Source organism: Streptomyces sp. NPDC001393 (genome assembly GCF_053597455.1).
Genome location: NZ_JBSFIH010000044.1, coordinates 65,329 through 79,983 on the forward strand (window position 1 = coordinate 65,329; position 14,655 = coordinate 79,983).

Below are 14,655 nucleotides of genomic sequence, written 5' to 3' on the forward strand. Positions count from 1 at the left end.
GACATGAAGTCGCCCGAATGCTTTTCTTCAGCGTTTCCTGAGCGGTTCCTCAATGGAGCCGGAAGATAATCCTGTTCCCTGTCGGACCGGGAAAACGGAGAACAGACGTGGCAAGCTCCAGCGACAACAGGAACGTCATCCTCCGCCTTTATGACGAGGCGCTGAACCAGGGCCGTTTCGAGCAGGTGACCGACGAGCTGGTGGCGCAGGACGCGGTCATGCACCATGCGCCCTACCACGATCAGACCGGTCCCGAGGTCCTCAAGTCGACCTGGCGCGCGCTCCACGCGGCGTTCAGTGACGTGCACTTCGAGGTCGAGGACGTACTCGTGGAAGGCGACTTCGTCGCGGTGCGCGGTACCACCTCCGGCACCCACACCGGCGCCTTCGCGGGCACCGGCCCCACGGGACGGCGGGTCTCGGAGCGGGCGCACGTGTTCTACCGGCTCCGGGACGCCAAGGTGACCGAGATCTGGCCCATGGTCGACCGGGCGGGCCTGCTGCAGCAGTTGCGCTCCGCCTGACCCGGCGCGCAGGAAGCAGAAGAGAGCCGCCGGCCCGTGAGGGCCGGCGGCTCGTCCGTGCGCCGGGAGACGGGGGACGAAACACCCGCGCACGGAGTCCGGTGGGTCAGTGCGCCTCGGCGGTCTCCTTGGACACTTCCTGCGGCGGCATCGACTGGTCCTTCTTGCGGACGAACGAGGCCGTCACGATGGCGGCCACGAGGGCGAGACCGGCGGTGGCAAGGTACACGGAGGTCAGTCCGTGCGCGCCCGCGTCGTGCAGCACACCGGGGGCGGTGCGCCTACCGCTCGTCAGAGCGTCCTGGGCCGCCTGCACATGGGCCACCTTGTTCACCAGGTCGTGGTGGATCGCGTCGCTGAAGATCACCCCGAGGACCGCGACGCCGAGAGCCTGCCCGAACTGGCGGAAGGTGGCCATGGCACCCGATCCCATGCCGGCCCGCTGCGGTGGAACGGAGGCGAAGATCGCCGACCCGGTGGCGGGCATCCCGACGCCCACGCCGACGCCGATGACGAGCAGCCCCGGCACCGCGGCCGCCCACGAGGAGCCGCCGTGGATCACCAGGCCGTTGATCGCGCACCCGGCGCCGATGAGCAGCAGCGAGACCGCGATGGTCACCCGCGGGGAGACGTCGTGCAGGCGCTTGCCGGTGACGGTGGAGGCGACGAACGTGGCTCCGGCCAGCGGCAGCAGGGCCATACCGGCCTTGATCGGCGTGAGCCCGACGACCGACTGAAGCCACAGCGAGGTGAAGACCAGGCTGGAGAAGCCCCAGGCGGCTGCGACGGTGCTCAGCATGATCGCTGCGAACGAGGCGTTGCGCATCAGTGCCAGGTCCAGCATCGGGTGGGGATGGCGCTGCTCGGCGAGGACGAACAGCACCACTCCCAGCAGGGCGAGCGCGAACAGACCGAGAGTGGCGTTCGACGTCCAGCCCTTGTCGCCGGCCGTGATCAGCGCGTAGGTCAGGGCACCGGAGGCCAGGGCGAACGTGACGATCCCGGGGACGTCGAGGCGCGCACGCTGCTGTGGCGTGTCCGCGGTGAAACAGACCTTGGTCAGCAGCATCGTCACCAGGCTGATCGGGATGTTGACGTAGAAGATGGCCCGCCAGCTCATGCCCTGGGTCAGCAAGCCGCCGAAGATCGGACCGACGGCAGCGGCGACACCGATGGCGGCCGACCACACACCCATGGCGGTGCCGCGCGCCTTGCCCTCGTATGTCGTACCGAGCAGGGCCATGCTGGTCACGAACATGGCCGCGCCGCCGATGCCCTGGACACCTCGGGCGGCGATGAGCATCGCCGGGCTGGTGGACAGGGCGCACAGCAGGGAGGCGCCGGCGAAGACGGTGAGCGAGAGCAGGTACACCTTGCGGCGCCCCAGCAGATCGCCGAGGGAACCGGCGCTCAGGGTGAGGGCCGCGAGCACCAGGGTGTAGATGTTCATCACCCACTGCAGGCTGGAGAGCGAGGCATGCAGACCGGTGCCGATCTCGGGCAGCGCGACGGTCACCACCGTGGTGTCCACGATGAGCATGAAAGACCCCAGGCACACCGCGACTAGGGGCAACCACTTGCGCATGTGAAGTCCTTTCGTTCCTTGACTGCTTCACACGATGCGGCTGCCGGGCCGGGTGCACCTAGCCAGAGCGCGGATCCTGACGGATTCCTGCAGCGAATGGGTCTCTGCGGGTGGATACCTCCATCCGGTCGAGCTCAGAGGTGGGCGGGTTCCCGGAACGCCGCGCTGGGCAGGGCGGAGCCGGCTCGTTTGACCGTGCGGTCGACGGTGGCCATCTCGACGTTGTGCACACCCTCCAATGAGGCGACGCGCTCCGTCAGATAGCGGTAGAGGTCCGCGTGGTCCTTGCAGATGACGGAGGCCATGAGGTTGGTGGGGCCGGTGGTCACCGCGGCGAATGACACCTCGGGGTGCTCGGCCAGCGCCACCGCGGTCGCGACCAGTGCGGACGGACGCACCGACATCCACAGCCGCGCCTCGCCGTGGTAGCCCAGGGCCGAGGGCGGCAGGTCGACCTCGTAATGCAGGACCCCCGTGCGTCGCAGGTGGTCCATGCGGCGGCGCACTGTCGACTCCGACCAGCCGGTGACGTCGGCCAGTTCGCCGAACCCCGCCCGTCCGTCCCGGGACAGGACCTCCATCAAGGCGTAGTCCGCCTGCGACAGGTCGGTCGGGCCGTCGCCCGGCGCGGGCGCCTCCGGCCGGAGCGCCACGACCTGGTCGGGTGTCAGCGACACCAGCCCGGACCACTGCGAGGGACTGGCGAAGCCCTGCAGCATGGAGTGCGCGCTGACGGACACCACGCGCGTGGTGCGCGAGAGCTTGTGCAGCAGGAGGGTGTCACTGCTGCCGCCCGCCCGCATCTGGGTGCTGCAGGAGATCTCCGTGCCACCCGACAGCAGATGCACCCAGAACGTGTCGGTGCGGCGCGCCAGCGCGGCGGCGATGCCGCTCGCCGCGTCGGGGGTGCACTGCAGGCGGATGGTCCACGGCACATAGCCGAGACGCGAGAGGTTCATCGAGGCCACCACCCGCAGCACCCCCGCGGAGAACAGCCGGTGATAGCGGCGGGCGATCGTGCTGTCGGAGACGCCGAGCACCTCGGCGATCCTGCTGAACTGGGCGCGCCCGTCGATCTGGAGCGCATGGGCGAGATCACGGTCAAGCTTGTCGAGCGTGATGGAATTCATCCAGTGATGCTATATGCGTGCGGTGATCCGTCAACGACATGGCTGTCTGCGCTGGACAGCGGCGCTCAGATGGCCATGCCGAGACACATGCCTCCGGTGGCGTCCAACAGGTGTCCGGTGACCCAGCGCGCATCGTCGGAGGCGAGGAAGGCGACGATGTCGCCGATGTCGGCGGGCTGCCCGATACGGCCGAGCGCCGTGGCGGCCGTGACCGCGGCCATGGCCTCGGGGTACTGGCGCAGCATGGCGATCATGTCGGTGTCGGTGACGCCCACCGCCACCGAGTTCACCGTGATGCCTCGCCCACCCAGGCTGTGCGCCAGCGTCCGGGCCATGACGTCCAGCGCCGCCTTCGTCATGCCGTAGACCAGTTCGTGGGAGACGGCGATCCGGGTGACCGACGAGCTGATGTTGATGATGCGCCCGCCGTCACTGAGCAGCGGAAGCACCCGCTGTGTGAGGAAGAAGGGCGTGCGCAGGTTGACGGCGAAGACCCGATCGAACTCCTGTGCCGTCGCCGACTCCAGCGAACCGGTGTGGCCGACGGCCGCGTTGTTGACAAGGATGTCCAGCGACCGGCCGTCCAGGCCGCGCTGCAGATCAGCACACAACCGGTCGACGGCGTCCTCGGTGCCGAAGTCGGACCGGACGCAGAACGCTCCTCCGCCCGCGTTCTCGATGGCCGCCAGCGTCTCCTTGGCCGCCGCCTCGTTCTCGGCGTAGTGCACGGCGACCAGCGCGCCGTCGGCGGCGAGCCGTTCGGCTATGGCGCGTCCGATGCCGCGTGACGCACCGGTCACCAGCGCGGTCTTTCCCCTCAGATCGCCCATGTCGAGCTCCTCTCGGTCGGCGGGCCCGGTCCCGCCCACCGTGGGCCGCCGCCCTGAACGGCCACTCGAATGCCGCTGAAGAAGCGCGGCAGCGGGAAATCCGGAAGCACCGCCTCTTCCCGGAAAGTGTTCCCACGTGCTGCTTCACCGCCTCTTCAGGCGTCGTGGAGTTCCACCCGCCATTCTCCCTGCACGGTATTGGTGAAATTTCGTCGAGTGGCATCGGATAGGAAAAGACATGCCAGACGTTCGGGTTCCGGTACTGGTGGTCGGGGGTGGCATGTCCGGCCTCGCCGCCGCGTTGTTCCTCCGTCAGCAGGGCATCGACTGCCTCCTGGTCGAGCGCAATTCGGGTGTTTCCCAGATGCTGCGCTCCACCCATGTGAGCCCCCGCACCATGGAACTCTTCCGCTCGCTCGGGATCGAGCAGGGCGTGCTGGACGTGGCGGAGAAGTTCGTGCTCGGCAAGCACTGGGCGGACCGCGACCTCCCGCCGCACCATCTGCCCCGTGCCATCCTGCGCGCGCAGTCACTCGCCGACATCGTTCAGGGCGACGTCCTGGTCATGGCCGAGGGCGAGAACGACTTCCATGACGTCGGGCCCTCGGAGGCGGTCTGGTGCGGCCAGGACAAGGTCGAGCCGGTCATGCTCGAGGAGGCGCTGCGCCGCGGGGCGCGGATCGACTTCCACACGGAGCTGGAGTCGTTCACCCAGGACGCCGGCGGTGTCACCGCGCGGGTGCGCGACCTGCGGACGGGACACACCCGCTCGGTCCGGGCGGACTACCTGATCGCGGCCGACGGCGCGCACAGCCCGCTGCGCAAGGAACTGGGCATCGAGCGCACGGGCCACGGCGCGCTCGGGCACGTGCTCAACATCCTGTTCAGGGCAGACATCGAGGCGGTCCTCGACGGCCGCCGATTCATGATCCTCTACCTGCAGAACCCGGAGGCTCCCGGGATGCTCTTCAAGGTGGACGACGAGCGGTGGATCTACGGCATCTTCGGTGACCCGCGAGTGCTCGACGCCTCGGAGATCACCGAGGACAGGTGCGTCGAGCTTGTGCGCAAGGCCACCGGGGTGCCCGGCCTGGAAGTGGACGTTCTGGAGACCAAGGGCTGGTGGATAGGCCACGGCATCGCCGAAACCTACCGCGCGGGCCGGGTCTTCCTCGTGGGCGACTGCGCGCACGTCCTGCCGCCGACCGGAGGCTTCGGCGCCAACTGCGGCGTCCAGGACGCCCACAACCTGGCGTGGAAGCTGGCCGGCGTCCTGCGCGGCTGGGCGGGCGAGGCACTGCTCGACACCTACGAGGCCGAGCGCCGGCCCGTCGGCCAGGCGACCATCGACCAGGCCTGGATGCGGCACATGCGCTGGAGCAACCCGCAGGACGCCGACGTGCGCGACGAACGTGACCAGACCATCGTGACGACCGCCTACCGGTACACCTCGCCGGTGATCCTCGGCCCTGGCTTCACCGATCCCCTCGGCCACGAACTGGTCATCGACGGGCAGCCGGGCATGCGCGTGCCCCATGCCCGGCTGACGAACAGTCGCGGCGAGGAGGTGTCCCCCCTCGATCTGACCGGCGAGACGTTCCTGCTGTTCACCGGAGACCAGTCGGGCGACTGGGGCTGCCGGGGGCTGGCAGCCGCCGAGCGGCTCGGCATTCCGCTGCGGCTGTTCCGGCTGGGTTCGGACGGTGAAGTGGACGACCCGGCCGGCGAGTTCCGCAAGGCGAGTGGCCTCGGCCCGCGCGGCGCCCTGCTCGTGCGTCCGGACGGATTCGTCGCCTGGCGGACGGAGGATGCGCCGGGCGCACAGGCCTTCGAGGACGTCCTCGCGGCGGTCACGGCCCGCGCCGAGTGATCCCTGCCCGGCCCAGTCCCCCGCTCACCTCTGTCGTCAGGAGACCCGCATGTCCGGCGCCACCATCGCGCAGGAGAAGTACTTCACCACCATCAACATCTTCCGCACCACCCCCGACCACCAGGAAGAGCTGGTCGAGGTGTTGCTGAAGGGAATGCACCTCCTGGACCTGCAACCGGGGTTCGTCTCGACCAGCGTGCACCGGGGCCACGACGGGGACACGGTGATCGCCTATGTCCAGTGGGACTCCGAAGAAGCCTTCCGGGCGATGCGGGCCCGGCCTGACGCCCAGGGCCACTTCACGGCCGTGGGCCGGCTCGTCACCTCTGTGGACGCCGTCCCCTGCTGGGTCGCCTTCGCGCACGAACCGGCCCGAGCGCAACGCCCGGAACCCTCCTACCCGAACTCAGCAGAGGAGTCATGATGCGAGCAGTGACCATCACGTCATTCGGGGGACCGGATGTCCTGAAGGTTGCCGACCTTCCTGTGCCGGAGCCGGCCGCCGGTCACGTGCGGGTCCGCGTGCGGGCCGCCGCCGTACACCCGCTCGATGTGGTGGCCCGGTCGGGAGTACTGGGGCCGATGCTTCCGGCCGGCCCCCAGTACACCCTCGGCGCCGACGTCGTCGGCACGGTGGACGCGGTCGCTTCGGACGTGCCCGGCTTCTTTGTCGGCCAGACGGTCGTCGGCATGTCGAACTGGCCCGACACCAAGACCGGCACGCAGGCCGACTACGTCGTCCTGCCCGCCGACGTGCTCGCCCCGGCGCCCGCCGGTACGGCTCCGGCCGAGGCGGCCACCCTCCCGCTCAATGCGCTGACCGCCCGGCAGGGGCTGGACCTGCTGGGCCTGACCGCCGGGCAGAAGCTGGCCGTGACCGGCGCGGCCGGCGGCGTGGGCGGGTTCGCCCTGGAACTGGCCGCCCGACGGGGGCTCGACGTCGTAGGTGTCGCCGGACCGCAGGACGAAGGGTTCGTCACCAGCCGGGGGGCCGGGTTCGTCGCTCGCGCCGAGGACATCGGGGCCGCCGTCCGCACCGTGGTGCCCGGCGGCGTCGACGGGCTCCTCGACGCGGCGGCCATCGGCGCTCCGGCGCTGGCCGCGGTCCGCGACAACGGCGCCTACACCGGGGTGACGCCGCCGTTCCCGCCGCCCGGTGTGCGCGGCATCCGCACCACGGTGGTGCTGGCCCGGGGCATCGGTTCCCAACTGGCCGAGCTGGTCGCCATGGTGGAGAAGGGCGAGCTGACCCTGCGCACGCCCCGGACGTTCCCGCTCGGGAACGTCGCCGAAGCCCACACCGTGCTCGCCAAGGGCGGCACCCGCGGAGGCGTGGTTCTGATCCCCTGACTTTTACCGACCCTGTCGGGCCCGAGGCCGTGGGCTCCTGCCACTGGAACCCACGGCCTCTCGGCGTGCCCGCTCGGCCGGCTCCGCCGCCCGGCGCCTGTCGGCCGGGGCCGCCGCGCCGGGCGCCGAGTCGGCTACCCGCCCAGCAGTGCCGCCTCCGCACCGCTCGTGCAAAAGGCCGTCGTCCGGCGCAACGCCTCCGCCAGCGGGACCTCGGGCTGCCAGCCGGTGACCGTACGGAATGCCGAAGCGTCAGCGGTCACACTGGCGAAGTCCCGCGCCTCGGCGTGTGCGGGCGGCGGCACGGAGACCACCGGCACCTGCGCCTCGCCGCTCTGCTCCGCGACCAGTCCGGCCACGGTGCGGAAGACCTCACCGAGGGGTTCGCCGCGGCCCGTCCCCAGGACCCAGGCGCGGCCCGTCAGCCTTTCGATGTGGTCGAGGCCCAGGACGAACGCCCGCGCGACGTCGTCGACGTACAGCAGGTCCCGGCGGACCGTGCCGTCATGCCACATGGTGATGGGGGCTCCGGCGACCGCGCGCCGGACCATGGACGACACGATCCCCTTGTCCTGGGCGCAGGAGTCCGGGCCGTACCCGAACACCGTCGGCAGCCGCAGCGAGGCGCCCCGGAGCACACCCTCGGCGCTCGCGGCGAGGAGCGCCCGTTCAGCAGCGAGCTTCTGCCGGTCGTAGGCGCCCTGGGGACGGTCCGGCTGGGTGCCGTCGTAGAACCCGGCCGCCGACGGGCCGGCTGCCGACACCGACCCCGCGAAGAGCACCGCGGTCTCGCTCCGGCCGCTGTCCCGCAGCGCGGCGACGAGGTCACGGACCAGTCCGACGTTGACCCGTTCCGCGGCCGTGTCGTGGTCGTCGATGCGCCAGGTCGAGCGGGGGGCGATGTAGGCGATCGAGTGGATCACCGCATCGGCGCCGGCGAGTGCCGCGGCCATCGATCCCGGCCGCGTCAGGTCCGCCGTGCGCACCTCCACCTCGGCGCGGGCGTCTTCCGGCACGCGGGCCGCCCGCCGGGAGACGGCACGGATGTGTACCGGCCGACGGGAGAGCTCACGGACCACGGCGGAGCCCACGAAGCCCGCAGCGCCCAGGACGACCACCAGCGGGGACGTCATGCCCACAGAGCCTCCTCCGCCTTGCGGCACGTGTGGTAGTCGGGCAGCGCGCCCTGGGAGCTCGCGGTGTCGAGCGTCGGCGCGGCAAGGTCACGCTCGGACCGGATCAACTCGATGTCGTCCGGAAGGGCCAGTGCCAGCGCGGGATCCAGCGGGTCGACGGCGGCCTCGTGCTCGGGTACGTAGCTCTGCGACATCACATAGACGCACAGGGAGTCGTCCTCCAGGGAGAGGAACGCGTGACCGACCCCGACCGGCACGTACAGGGCTCGGCAGCTGTCGGCGTCGAGTTCCGAGGTCACCGTTCGGCCGAACGTCGGCGAGCCGACCCGCAGGTCCACCAGGAAGTCGCGCAGTCGGCCGTACGGGCAGAACACGTACTTGGCCATTCCCGGCGGGGTGAGGGTGTAGTGGATGCCGCGCAGTGTGCCGCGCGCGGAGACGTTGTGGCTGACTTGCCGGACGGGGAACAGCGGGTGGCCCAGGTGCTCTTCGAACACGTCGCCCTGGAAGGCGGAGGCGAACATGCCCCGCCGGTCCTTGAACACGGGCGGTGTGAACGCGAAGGCACCCTCGATGCCCAGTGTGCGAACCTGCATCGGATGGAGTCCTCCAGTGTGACGCGCCAAGGGGCGATGCCGCCCCTTCCTTCAAGCGGTCGTGCCGGCAGCCGCGGCACCGTGCTTGACCGCCTTCCACCAGCCGGGGTGGTCCCGGTACCAGGCGACGGTCTCGGCCAGTCCGTCGTCGAAAGTGATCCGCGGGGCGTATCCGAGCTCTGCGCGGATCTTGGCGTCGCAGATCGAATAACGAAGGTCGTGGCCCTTGCGGTCGGCGACGTGCCTGATCATGGAGGCGTCGGCCCCGCACAGCCGCAGCAGGCGTTCGGTCAGTTCACGGTTGGTCATGCTGTTTCCGCCGCCGACGTTGTAGACCTCGCCCGCCCGGCCCCGGGTGAGCACCAGCTGGATCGCCCGGCAGTGGTCCTCGACGTGCAGCCATTCACGGACGTTGCGCCCGTCTCCGTACAGCGGCACCGGGGAACCCTCCAGCAGGTTGGTGACGAACCGCGGAAGGAGCTTCTCGGTGTGCTGGTGAGGGCCGTAGTTGTTCGAGCAGCGGGTGATGCAGACGTCCAGCCCATGTGTGCGCCAGTAGGCGCGCGCGACCAGGTCGGAGCCCGCCTTCGAAGCGGCGTAGGGAGAGTTGGGCAGCAAGGGGCTGTCCTCGGTCCACGACCCCTCGGTGATCGTGCCGTAGACCTCGTCCGTGGAGACGTGAACGACCCTGCCGACGCGGCAGCGCAGCGCCGCTTCCAGCACGGCCTGCGTACCGAGAACGTTGGTGCGCAGGAACTCGGCGGCGCCGTCCAGCGAGCGGTCGACGTGTGACTCTGCCGCCAAGTGCACCACCGCGTCGTGGCCCGGCATCACATCGAGCAGCAGGGGAAGGTCGCAGACGTCGCCCTGGACGAAGTCGAGCCGTTCGTGGCCGGCCGGCAGGTTGTCACGGTTGCCCGCGTAGGTCAGCTTGTCCACGACCGTGACCCGAGTGCCGGAGCGGTCCGGGGAGGTGTCCGAGAGCAGGAACCGTACATAGTGGGAGCCGATGAATCCGGCGCCGCCGGTGACGAGAATCCTCATGTCGTGCCTTTCCGTGAAAGGTGGACACCGCCTGCGCCGGACGCGTCGGCGGCACGCCGGACCGCCGCCAGCAACTCCGCCTGGTCCAACGGGGTCGTCCGGTCGTACGCCGGGCCATCGCCGTCGCGCACGGAGTCCGCGAACGCAATGAGGGTGGCCTGCACCTGGTCCTCGGCCGGCAGACGGATGCGCTCCTGTCCGGCGCGCGTCTGAAGGAGCACCACCGGCTCATGACCGGCCGGCGGGGTGTAGGCGCGCTCCACAGCGATCCGGCCCTCGCTGCCCCACAGCTCGTACGCCGACCGGTACCCGTGATCCATTCCGAACGCGATCTGCGCGGTGATCCCGGACGGGGTGCCCAGCAGCGCTCCGCCCGAGGTCTCCACGGGCTTTCCGCCGCCCCGGACCAGGTGCGCGCCGAGCACGTCGAGCGGCTCGCCGAGCAAGTGCAGGGCGGCCCGCAGCGGATAGACGCCGATGTCCCACAGGGCGCCCCCGCCGATCTCAGGGTCATGGCGGATGTCCGTGTCGGGCAGCCGGGGGACACCGAAGACCGCGTGGAAGCAGCGCAGTTCGCCGATGCGGCCCGCGTCGACGAGAGCACGGACGCTGCGGTGAAGACCGTGGTGGACGAACATGACGTTCTCCATGAGCGCCCGCCCGGCGGTCTCGGCCAGGTTCAGCAGCTCTGCCGTGCGGCATACGTCGGTGGCGAGCGGCTTCTCGGCGAGCACGTGCTTGCCCGCGCGCAGCGCGGCCTCCGTCCACTCGGCGTGGAGTGCAGCCGGGAGCGGCACGTACACGGCATCGACGTCCTCGCGCCGCAGCAGTTCGGCATAGCCGCGCACCGCGGCCGCTCCGTAGGGCGCCGCCGTCCGCTCGGCCCTGGCCCGGTCCCGGCTGGCGACGGCGGTGACCTCGATGCCGTCGACGGCGGCCATCGCGGGCAGCATCCTGCGTACGGCGATGCCGGCGCAGCCGAGGACGCCCATGCGCAGCGGTGCGTCCGGCGTTCCGGTCATGACGCGCGCACCGCCGACGCGTGCAGGCAGGCCAGCAGGGTGCGGGCCTGCACATTGAGGTAGTGGCCATGGCGGGTCAGCGAGGTGAGCTGGGCCGGGGTGGCCCAGGCATAGCCCGGTGGGACGGCCGCCAGGGTGTGCTCGTCCACCGCGACGATCATGTATTCGCTCTCCGCACCGAGGAAACGCCCTCCTTCTTCGGAGTGCACGGCGCGGTACCGGACGCGGGCGGGGTCGGCGTTGCGGACCTCGTCGAGGAACGGTGGCCGCTGCGCGTCGGGGAGGTGGCTGTAGTTGCGCGGCACGCACTGGACCGTGGGGGTCAGTTCCACGGTGTCCAGGAACCCACCCTCGGCCCGGGCGTGCACCAGGACGTGCGGCACGCCGTCGAACTCGCAGGTCAGGAACGCGGCCAGGCCCCGGTCCACCGGTTCGATCATCGGCTGGGTCCAGCTGGTCACCTCGCGGCTGCCGGCCTGCACGGAGACGGCCACCACCGCGAAGTAGCGTCCCTCGTTGTGCTCGATGGCGTCCCTGCCCCGCCTCCAGCCCGCCACGTCGGCGAGCGGCAGGCAGCGCGCCTGCACGTCGTGCCGCGCGCGCTCACCGGTGAACCAGGACAGCAGCTCCGCGTCCGGCAGCAGCGCCCCGTCGGCACCGTCGTCGTACGGCACACACGAGAGCACGGTCCGTGAGTCCATGTTGACCACGTTGTCCTCGTGCAGCAGTTCACCGATCTGGCCGAGGGTGAGCCAGCAGAAGTCGTCCAGCAGCGGCACGTCCTCGACCGTTTCGACGATCATGTTGCGGTTGGACTTCCGGTAGAACCAGGCGCCGTGCTCGGACTGCAGCACATCGGCGATCACCCGGCCCGGTCCCGGCTGGACGAAGTACTCGAGGTAGTTCACCCGGCTGCCGCCGTGTGCCCTGGTGTAGTTGCTCCGGGTCGCCTGCACCGTCGGCGAGAGCTGGAGCAGGTTGGGGTTGCCGGGCTCCATCTTCGCCTGCATCAGGAAGTGCAGGACGCCATCGATCTCCTTGGCCAGGATGCCGAGGACGCCGACCTCCGGTTGCCGGATGACGGGCTGCTGCCACTCCCTGCGGGGGCCGTCGCCGAAGGGCGCGCCCCGTTCCACGACATGCAGGCCCTCCACGGTGAAGAAGCGGCCGCTGTGATGCACCAGGTTGCCGGTGCCTTTCTCGAAGGACCAGCCGTCCAGGTCGGCCAGGGGAATGCGGTCGACCCGGAAGGGGTGCGCCGCACGGCGCTCCTGGAGCCAGCGGTGGAACTCCTCGGTGCGCATGACCGCGCCGCAGGTGGTCGCCGCGGACCGGGCGAGCCGCTCGCCCAAGGCCGGCGTGTGCCGCGGCCGCAGCGCCACGGCCTCCTGAGCGAGGGTCATCCTGCCACCTCGATCCTGCAGTGGTCGCCGACGATCAGCCGGTGCTCCGCCCGGTCGGTGCCGGCCGGGGCGACGTGCGCGTCGCGTCCGATGAGGGAGTGGCTCAGTCCCCGTACACCGGTGATCGTCGCCCCGTCCAGGGCGACGGACGCGCCGAGTCGCGTCCCGCGGACCACGCAGTGCCCGCCGAGGCTGGTGTACGGACCCAGCGTGCTGTCCTCCACCACGGTGGCCGGACCGATGATCGCGGGGCCCTCCACCAGCGAGCGGACGACACGTGCGCCCTCCTCCACCACGACCGGTCCCTTGATCACACTGGCATCGTCGACCTCACCGGACACTCGGGACTGCAGTCCGTCGAGAAGCGCCCAGTTGCACTCCAGGACGTCCTCCACACGCCCGACGTCCCGCCAGTAACCGCTGTACCGGGTTGCTTCCACGCGGGCGCCTCGTTCCACCAGCCACTGCAGCGCGTCGGTGATCTCCAGTTCGCCGCGCGGGCTCGGCGCAATGGCGGCGGCGGCCTCATGAATGGCAGCGGTGAGGAAATAGACGCCGATGAGCGCCAGGTCGCTGCGCGGTCTGGCGGGCTTCTCGACGAGCCGTTCCACCCGGCCCGAGGCGTCGAGTTCAACGACACCGAACTGGCTCGGATTCTCGACCTTGTGCACGACGACATGTGCCGCGGGACGACGTGCCGCGAATTCTTCGGCGATGTCGGAAACACCGGCGGGCAGCATATTGTCACCCAGGTACATCACGAAGTCCTCCGCACCGAGGAAATCACGCGCCAGGCGTACGCAGTGCGCCAGTCCCAGCGGACGCTCCTGACGGAGGTACGTGAGGTGCAGACCCAGCCGCGACCCGTCGCCGAGCACCTGGCGGATCTCCGTGGCCCGGTCCCCCACGACGACGCCGACCTCGGTGATCCCCAGAGCGCGGATGTTCGTCAACACGTGTTCGAGCACCGGGGTATTGGCCACGGGTATGAGCTGCTTGGGCATCGAATGGCTGAACGGTCGCAGGCGGGTGCCGGAGCCGCCCGACAGCACCAGAGCCTTCATGGAGGCATCCCCTCAGGTGGACTGCTACCCGGTCTGACGTCCCCGGATCATCGGCCGGGTCTCTGAAGAAGCGCTCATGTGTCGGTGTTGGCGCAGTTCACCGGACCCGCGCGGGGCCGCCCGAGCCGGAGCCGCGCACTCGCTTCAGCCGATTTCCAGAGGTTCTGTACGCGCCCCCGCTGACATGTCGTTCCACGTCCACGATGCGTGGCACCGAAAGCAGTCCTTCGACGGGGAGTGAATCGAATGGCGAGTTCTGCCGAGGTCAACAAGGCGGTCATCCTTCGCCTCTATGAAGAGGTGGTGAACCGGGCCAAGTTCGAGATCGCCGACGACATCACGGCCCCGGACGCCGTGATGCACCATGCTCTGTACTCGGGACAGACGGGACCCGAGGTGATCCGGTCGACCTGGCAGTCGCTCCACGAGTCCTTCTCCGACCTCACCTTCGTCATCGAGGGCATCATCGCCGACGGCGACTGCGTGGCTGTACGCGGTGTGACCACCGGCAGGCACACCGGAACGTTCCGCGGGCATGCGCCGACGGGCAAGTCCGTCTCGCAGCGTGCGCACGTCTTCTACCGGCTCCGGGACGGCCGTGTCAGTGAGGTCTGGCCGCTGGTGGACCACATGGGCCTTCAGCAGCAGCTCGCGGGGGCGTGACCGCACGGCGCACGAGGGCCGGCCCCGCCGCCCTCGTCGCCACCGGTCGCCGTCCCGTCCCCTCGACTGCGCTGCAGGAGGTATCCGTGTCCCGTCGCCTGTTCACCTCGGAGTCCGTGACCGAGGGCCATCCCGACAAGATCGCTGACCAGATCAGCGACACCGTTCTCGACGCGCTTCTGCGTGAGGACCCGGCCTCCCGGGTCGCCGTCGAGACGCTGATCACCACCGGCCTGGTGCATGTGGCCGGCGAGGTGACGACCAAGGCCTACGCGGACATCGCGACCCTGGTCCGCAACAAGATCCTCGAGATCGGCTACGACTCCTCCAAGAAGGGCTTCGACGGCGCCTCCTGCGGCGTGTCGGTGTCCATCGGCGCGCAGTCCCCGGACATCGCGCAGGGCGTGGACACGGCGTACGAGAGCCGGGTCGAGGGTG

Annotated in this window: 15 protein-coding genes; 6 read left to right on the plus strand and 9 right to left on the minus strand. The window is 70.1% G+C overall.

Going from position 1 to position 14,655, the window contains the following annotated elements; genetic code table 11:
• The first annotated feature begins 107 nt into the window (after positions 1 to 107).
• Positions 108 to 524: an ester cyclase gene (locus ACWC2T_RS34080; RefSeq protein ID WP_450674192.1), complete on the plus strand. Its 417-nt coding sequence runs from the start codon at positions 108 to 110 to the stop codon at positions 522 to 524.
• A gap of 106 nt (positions 525 to 630) precedes the next feature.
• Here the strand turns inward: ACWC2T_RS34080 and ACWC2T_RS34085 are convergent, their stop codons facing one another.
• The 3 genes from ACWC2T_RS34085 to ACWC2T_RS34095 all read right to left on the minus strand — a co-directional run bounded on the left by ACWC2T_RS34085 (position 631) and on the right by ACWC2T_RS34095 (position 4,069).
• Positions 631 to 2,109, minus strand: a complete 1,479-nt coding sequence (locus ACWC2T_RS34085; RefSeq protein ID WP_450674193.1) for an MFS transporter — start codon at positions 2,107 to 2,109, stop codon at positions 631 to 633.
• Between the two features lie 134 nt (positions 2,110 to 2,243).
• A complete protein-coding gene (locus tag ACWC2T_RS34090; RefSeq protein ID WP_450674194.1) occupies positions 2,244 to 3,239 on the minus strand; it encodes an Lrp/AsnC family transcriptional regulator in 996 nt (331 codons plus the stop codon).
• Between the two features lie 65 nt (positions 3,240 to 3,304).
• Positions 3,305 to 4,069 (minus strand): SDR family NAD(P)-dependent oxidoreductase, encoded by a 765-nt coding sequence (locus ACWC2T_RS34095; RefSeq protein ID WP_450674195.1) that lies wholly within the window; start codon positions 4,067 to 4,069, stop codon positions 3,305 to 3,307.
• Between the two features lie 238 nt (positions 4,070 to 4,307).
• Here ACWC2T_RS34095 and ACWC2T_RS34100 point away from each other — a divergent pair, with 238 nt between their 5' ends.
• The 3 genes from ACWC2T_RS34100 to ACWC2T_RS34110 are packed head-to-tail and all read left to right on the plus strand — an operon-like array spanning position 4,308 to position 7,289.
• Complete coding sequence (locus tag ACWC2T_RS34100) at positions 4,308 to 5,939, plus strand: FAD-dependent oxidoreductase (protein WP_450674196.1); 1,632 nt, start codon at positions 4,308 to 4,310, stop codon at positions 5,937 to 5,939.
• Positions 5,940 to 5,988: 49 nt separating this feature from the next.
• Complete coding sequence (locus ACWC2T_RS34105; protein ID WP_450674197.1) at positions 5,989 to 6,363, plus strand: antibiotic biosynthesis monooxygenase family protein; 375 nt, start codon at positions 5,989 to 5,991, stop codon at positions 6,361 to 6,363.
• Positions 6,363 to 7,289: an alcohol dehydrogenase catalytic domain-containing protein gene (locus ACWC2T_RS34110; RefSeq protein WP_450674211.1), complete on the plus strand. Its 927-nt coding sequence runs from the start codon at positions 6,363 to 6,365 to the stop codon at positions 7,287 to 7,289. Before ACWC2T_RS34105 ends, ACWC2T_RS34110 begins: the two co-directional genes overlap by 1 nt.
• Before the next feature lie 134 nt (positions 7,290 to 7,423).
• On the opposite strand, the gene ACWC2T_RS34115 is transcribed toward ACWC2T_RS34110, so the two are convergent.
• Genes ACWC2T_RS34115 through ACWC2T_RS34140 form a run of 6 tightly spaced genes read right to left on the minus strand, consistent with a single transcriptional unit; the run spans position 7,424 to position 13,554 of the window.
• A complete protein-coding gene (locus tag ACWC2T_RS34115) occupies positions 7,424 to 8,422 on the minus strand; it encodes an NAD-dependent epimerase/dehydratase family protein (protein ID WP_450674198.1) in 999 nt (332 codons plus the stop codon).
• Complete coding sequence (locus tag ACWC2T_RS34120; protein ID WP_450674199.1) at positions 8,419 to 9,021, minus strand: dTDP-4-dehydrorhamnose 3,5-epimerase family protein; 603 nt, start codon at positions 9,019 to 9,021, stop codon at positions 8,419 to 8,421. The genes ACWC2T_RS34115 and ACWC2T_RS34120 overlap by 4 nt, the downstream gene beginning before the upstream one ends.
• A 51-nt stretch (positions 9,022 to 9,072) precedes the next feature.
• Positions 9,073 to 10,065 (minus strand): dTDP-glucose 4,6-dehydratase, encoded by a 993-nt coding sequence (gene rfbB / locus ACWC2T_RS34125; protein ID WP_450674200.1) that lies wholly within the window; start codon positions 10,063 to 10,065, stop codon positions 9,073 to 9,075.
• The gene (locus tag ACWC2T_RS34130) at positions 10,062 to 11,087 is read right to left on the minus strand and encodes a Gfo/Idh/MocA family protein (RefSeq protein WP_450674201.1); all 1,026 of its coding nucleotides are present in this window, start codon (positions 11,085 to 11,087) and stop codon (positions 10,062 to 10,064) included. Before ACWC2T_RS34130 ends, rfbB begins: the two co-directional genes overlap by 4 nt.
• Positions 11,084 to 12,490: an NDP-hexose 2,3-dehydratase family protein gene (locus ACWC2T_RS34135; protein WP_450674202.1), complete on the minus strand. Its 1,407-nt coding sequence runs from the start codon at positions 12,488 to 12,490 to the stop codon at positions 11,084 to 11,086. Before ACWC2T_RS34135 ends, ACWC2T_RS34130 begins: the two co-directional genes overlap by 4 nt.
• The gene (locus ACWC2T_RS34140; protein ID WP_450674203.1) at positions 12,487 to 13,554 is read right to left on the minus strand and encodes a glucose-1-phosphate thymidylyltransferase; all 1,068 of its coding nucleotides are present in this window, start codon (positions 13,552 to 13,554) and stop codon (positions 12,487 to 12,489) included. Before ACWC2T_RS34140 ends, ACWC2T_RS34135 begins: the two co-directional genes overlap by 4 nt.
• Before the next feature lie 246 nt (positions 13,555 to 13,800).
• On the opposite strand from ACWC2T_RS34140, the gene ACWC2T_RS34145 reads away from it, so the two are divergent.
• Positions 13,801 to 14,217, plus strand: coding sequence for an ester cyclase (locus tag ACWC2T_RS34145; protein WP_450674204.1), 417 nt, complete (start codon positions 13,801 to 13,803; stop codon positions 14,215 to 14,217).
• Positions 14,218 to 14,303: 86 nt separating this feature from the next.
• Positions 14,304 to 14,655 (plus strand): S-adenosylmethionine synthetase N-terminal domain-containing protein (locus ACWC2T_RS34150; RefSeq protein WP_450674205.1); only part of this gene is annotated, 352 nt, incomplete at its 3' end.

Excerpts from the sequence above, each read along its gene's own strand:
- ACWC2T_RS34145 (WP_450674204.1), top strand. The coding sequence starts at position 13,801 with ATGGCGAGTTCTGCCGAGGTCAACAAGGCGGTCATCCTTCGCCTCTAT.
- ACWC2T_RS34135 (WP_450674202.1), bottom strand. The coding sequence starts at position 12,490 with ATGACCCTCGCTCAGGAGGCCGTGGCGCTGCGGCCGCGGCACACGCCG.
- ACWC2T_RS34115 (WP_450674198.1), bottom strand. The coding sequence starts at position 8,422 with ATGACGTCCCCGCTGGTGGTCGTCCTGGGCGCTGCGGGCTTCGTGGGC.
- ACWC2T_RS34120 (WP_450674199.1), bottom strand. The coding sequence starts at position 9,021 with ATGCAGGTTCGCACACTGGGCATCGAGGGTGCCTTCGCGTTCACACCG.
- ACWC2T_RS34095 (WP_450674195.1), bottom strand. The coding sequence starts at position 4,069 with ATGGGCGATCTGAGGGGAAAGACCGCGCTGGTGACCGGTGCGTCACGC.
- ACWC2T_RS34140 (WP_450674203.1), bottom strand. The coding sequence starts at position 13,554 with ATGAAGGCTCTGGTGCTGTCGGGCGGCTCCGGCACCCGCCTGCGACCG.
- ACWC2T_RS34105 (WP_450674197.1), top strand. The coding sequence starts at position 5,989 with ATGTCCGGCGCCACCATCGCGCAGGAGAAGTACTTCACCACCATCAAC.
- ACWC2T_RS34130 (WP_450674201.1), bottom strand. The coding sequence starts at position 11,087 with ATGACCGGAACGCCGGACGCACCGCTGCGCATGGGCGTCCTCGGCTGC.
- rfbB (WP_450674200.1), bottom strand. The coding sequence starts at position 10,065 with ATGAGGATTCTCGTCACCGGCGGCGCCGGATTCATCGGCTCCCACTAT.
- ACWC2T_RS34085 (WP_450674193.1), bottom strand. The coding sequence starts at position 2,109 with ATGCGCAAGTGGTTGCCCCTAGTCGCGGTGTGCCTGGGGTCTTTCATG.
- ACWC2T_RS34100 (WP_450674196.1), top strand. The coding sequence starts at position 4,308 with ATGCCAGACGTTCGGGTTCCGGTACTGGTGGTCGGGGGTGGCATGTCC.
- ACWC2T_RS34090 (WP_450674194.1), bottom strand. The coding sequence starts at position 3,239 with ATGAATTCCATCACGCTCGACAAGCTTGACCGTGATCTCGCCCATGCG.
- ACWC2T_RS34110 (WP_450674211.1), top strand. The coding sequence starts at position 6,363 with ATGCGAGCAGTGACCATCACGTCATTCGGGGGACCGGATGTCCTGAAG.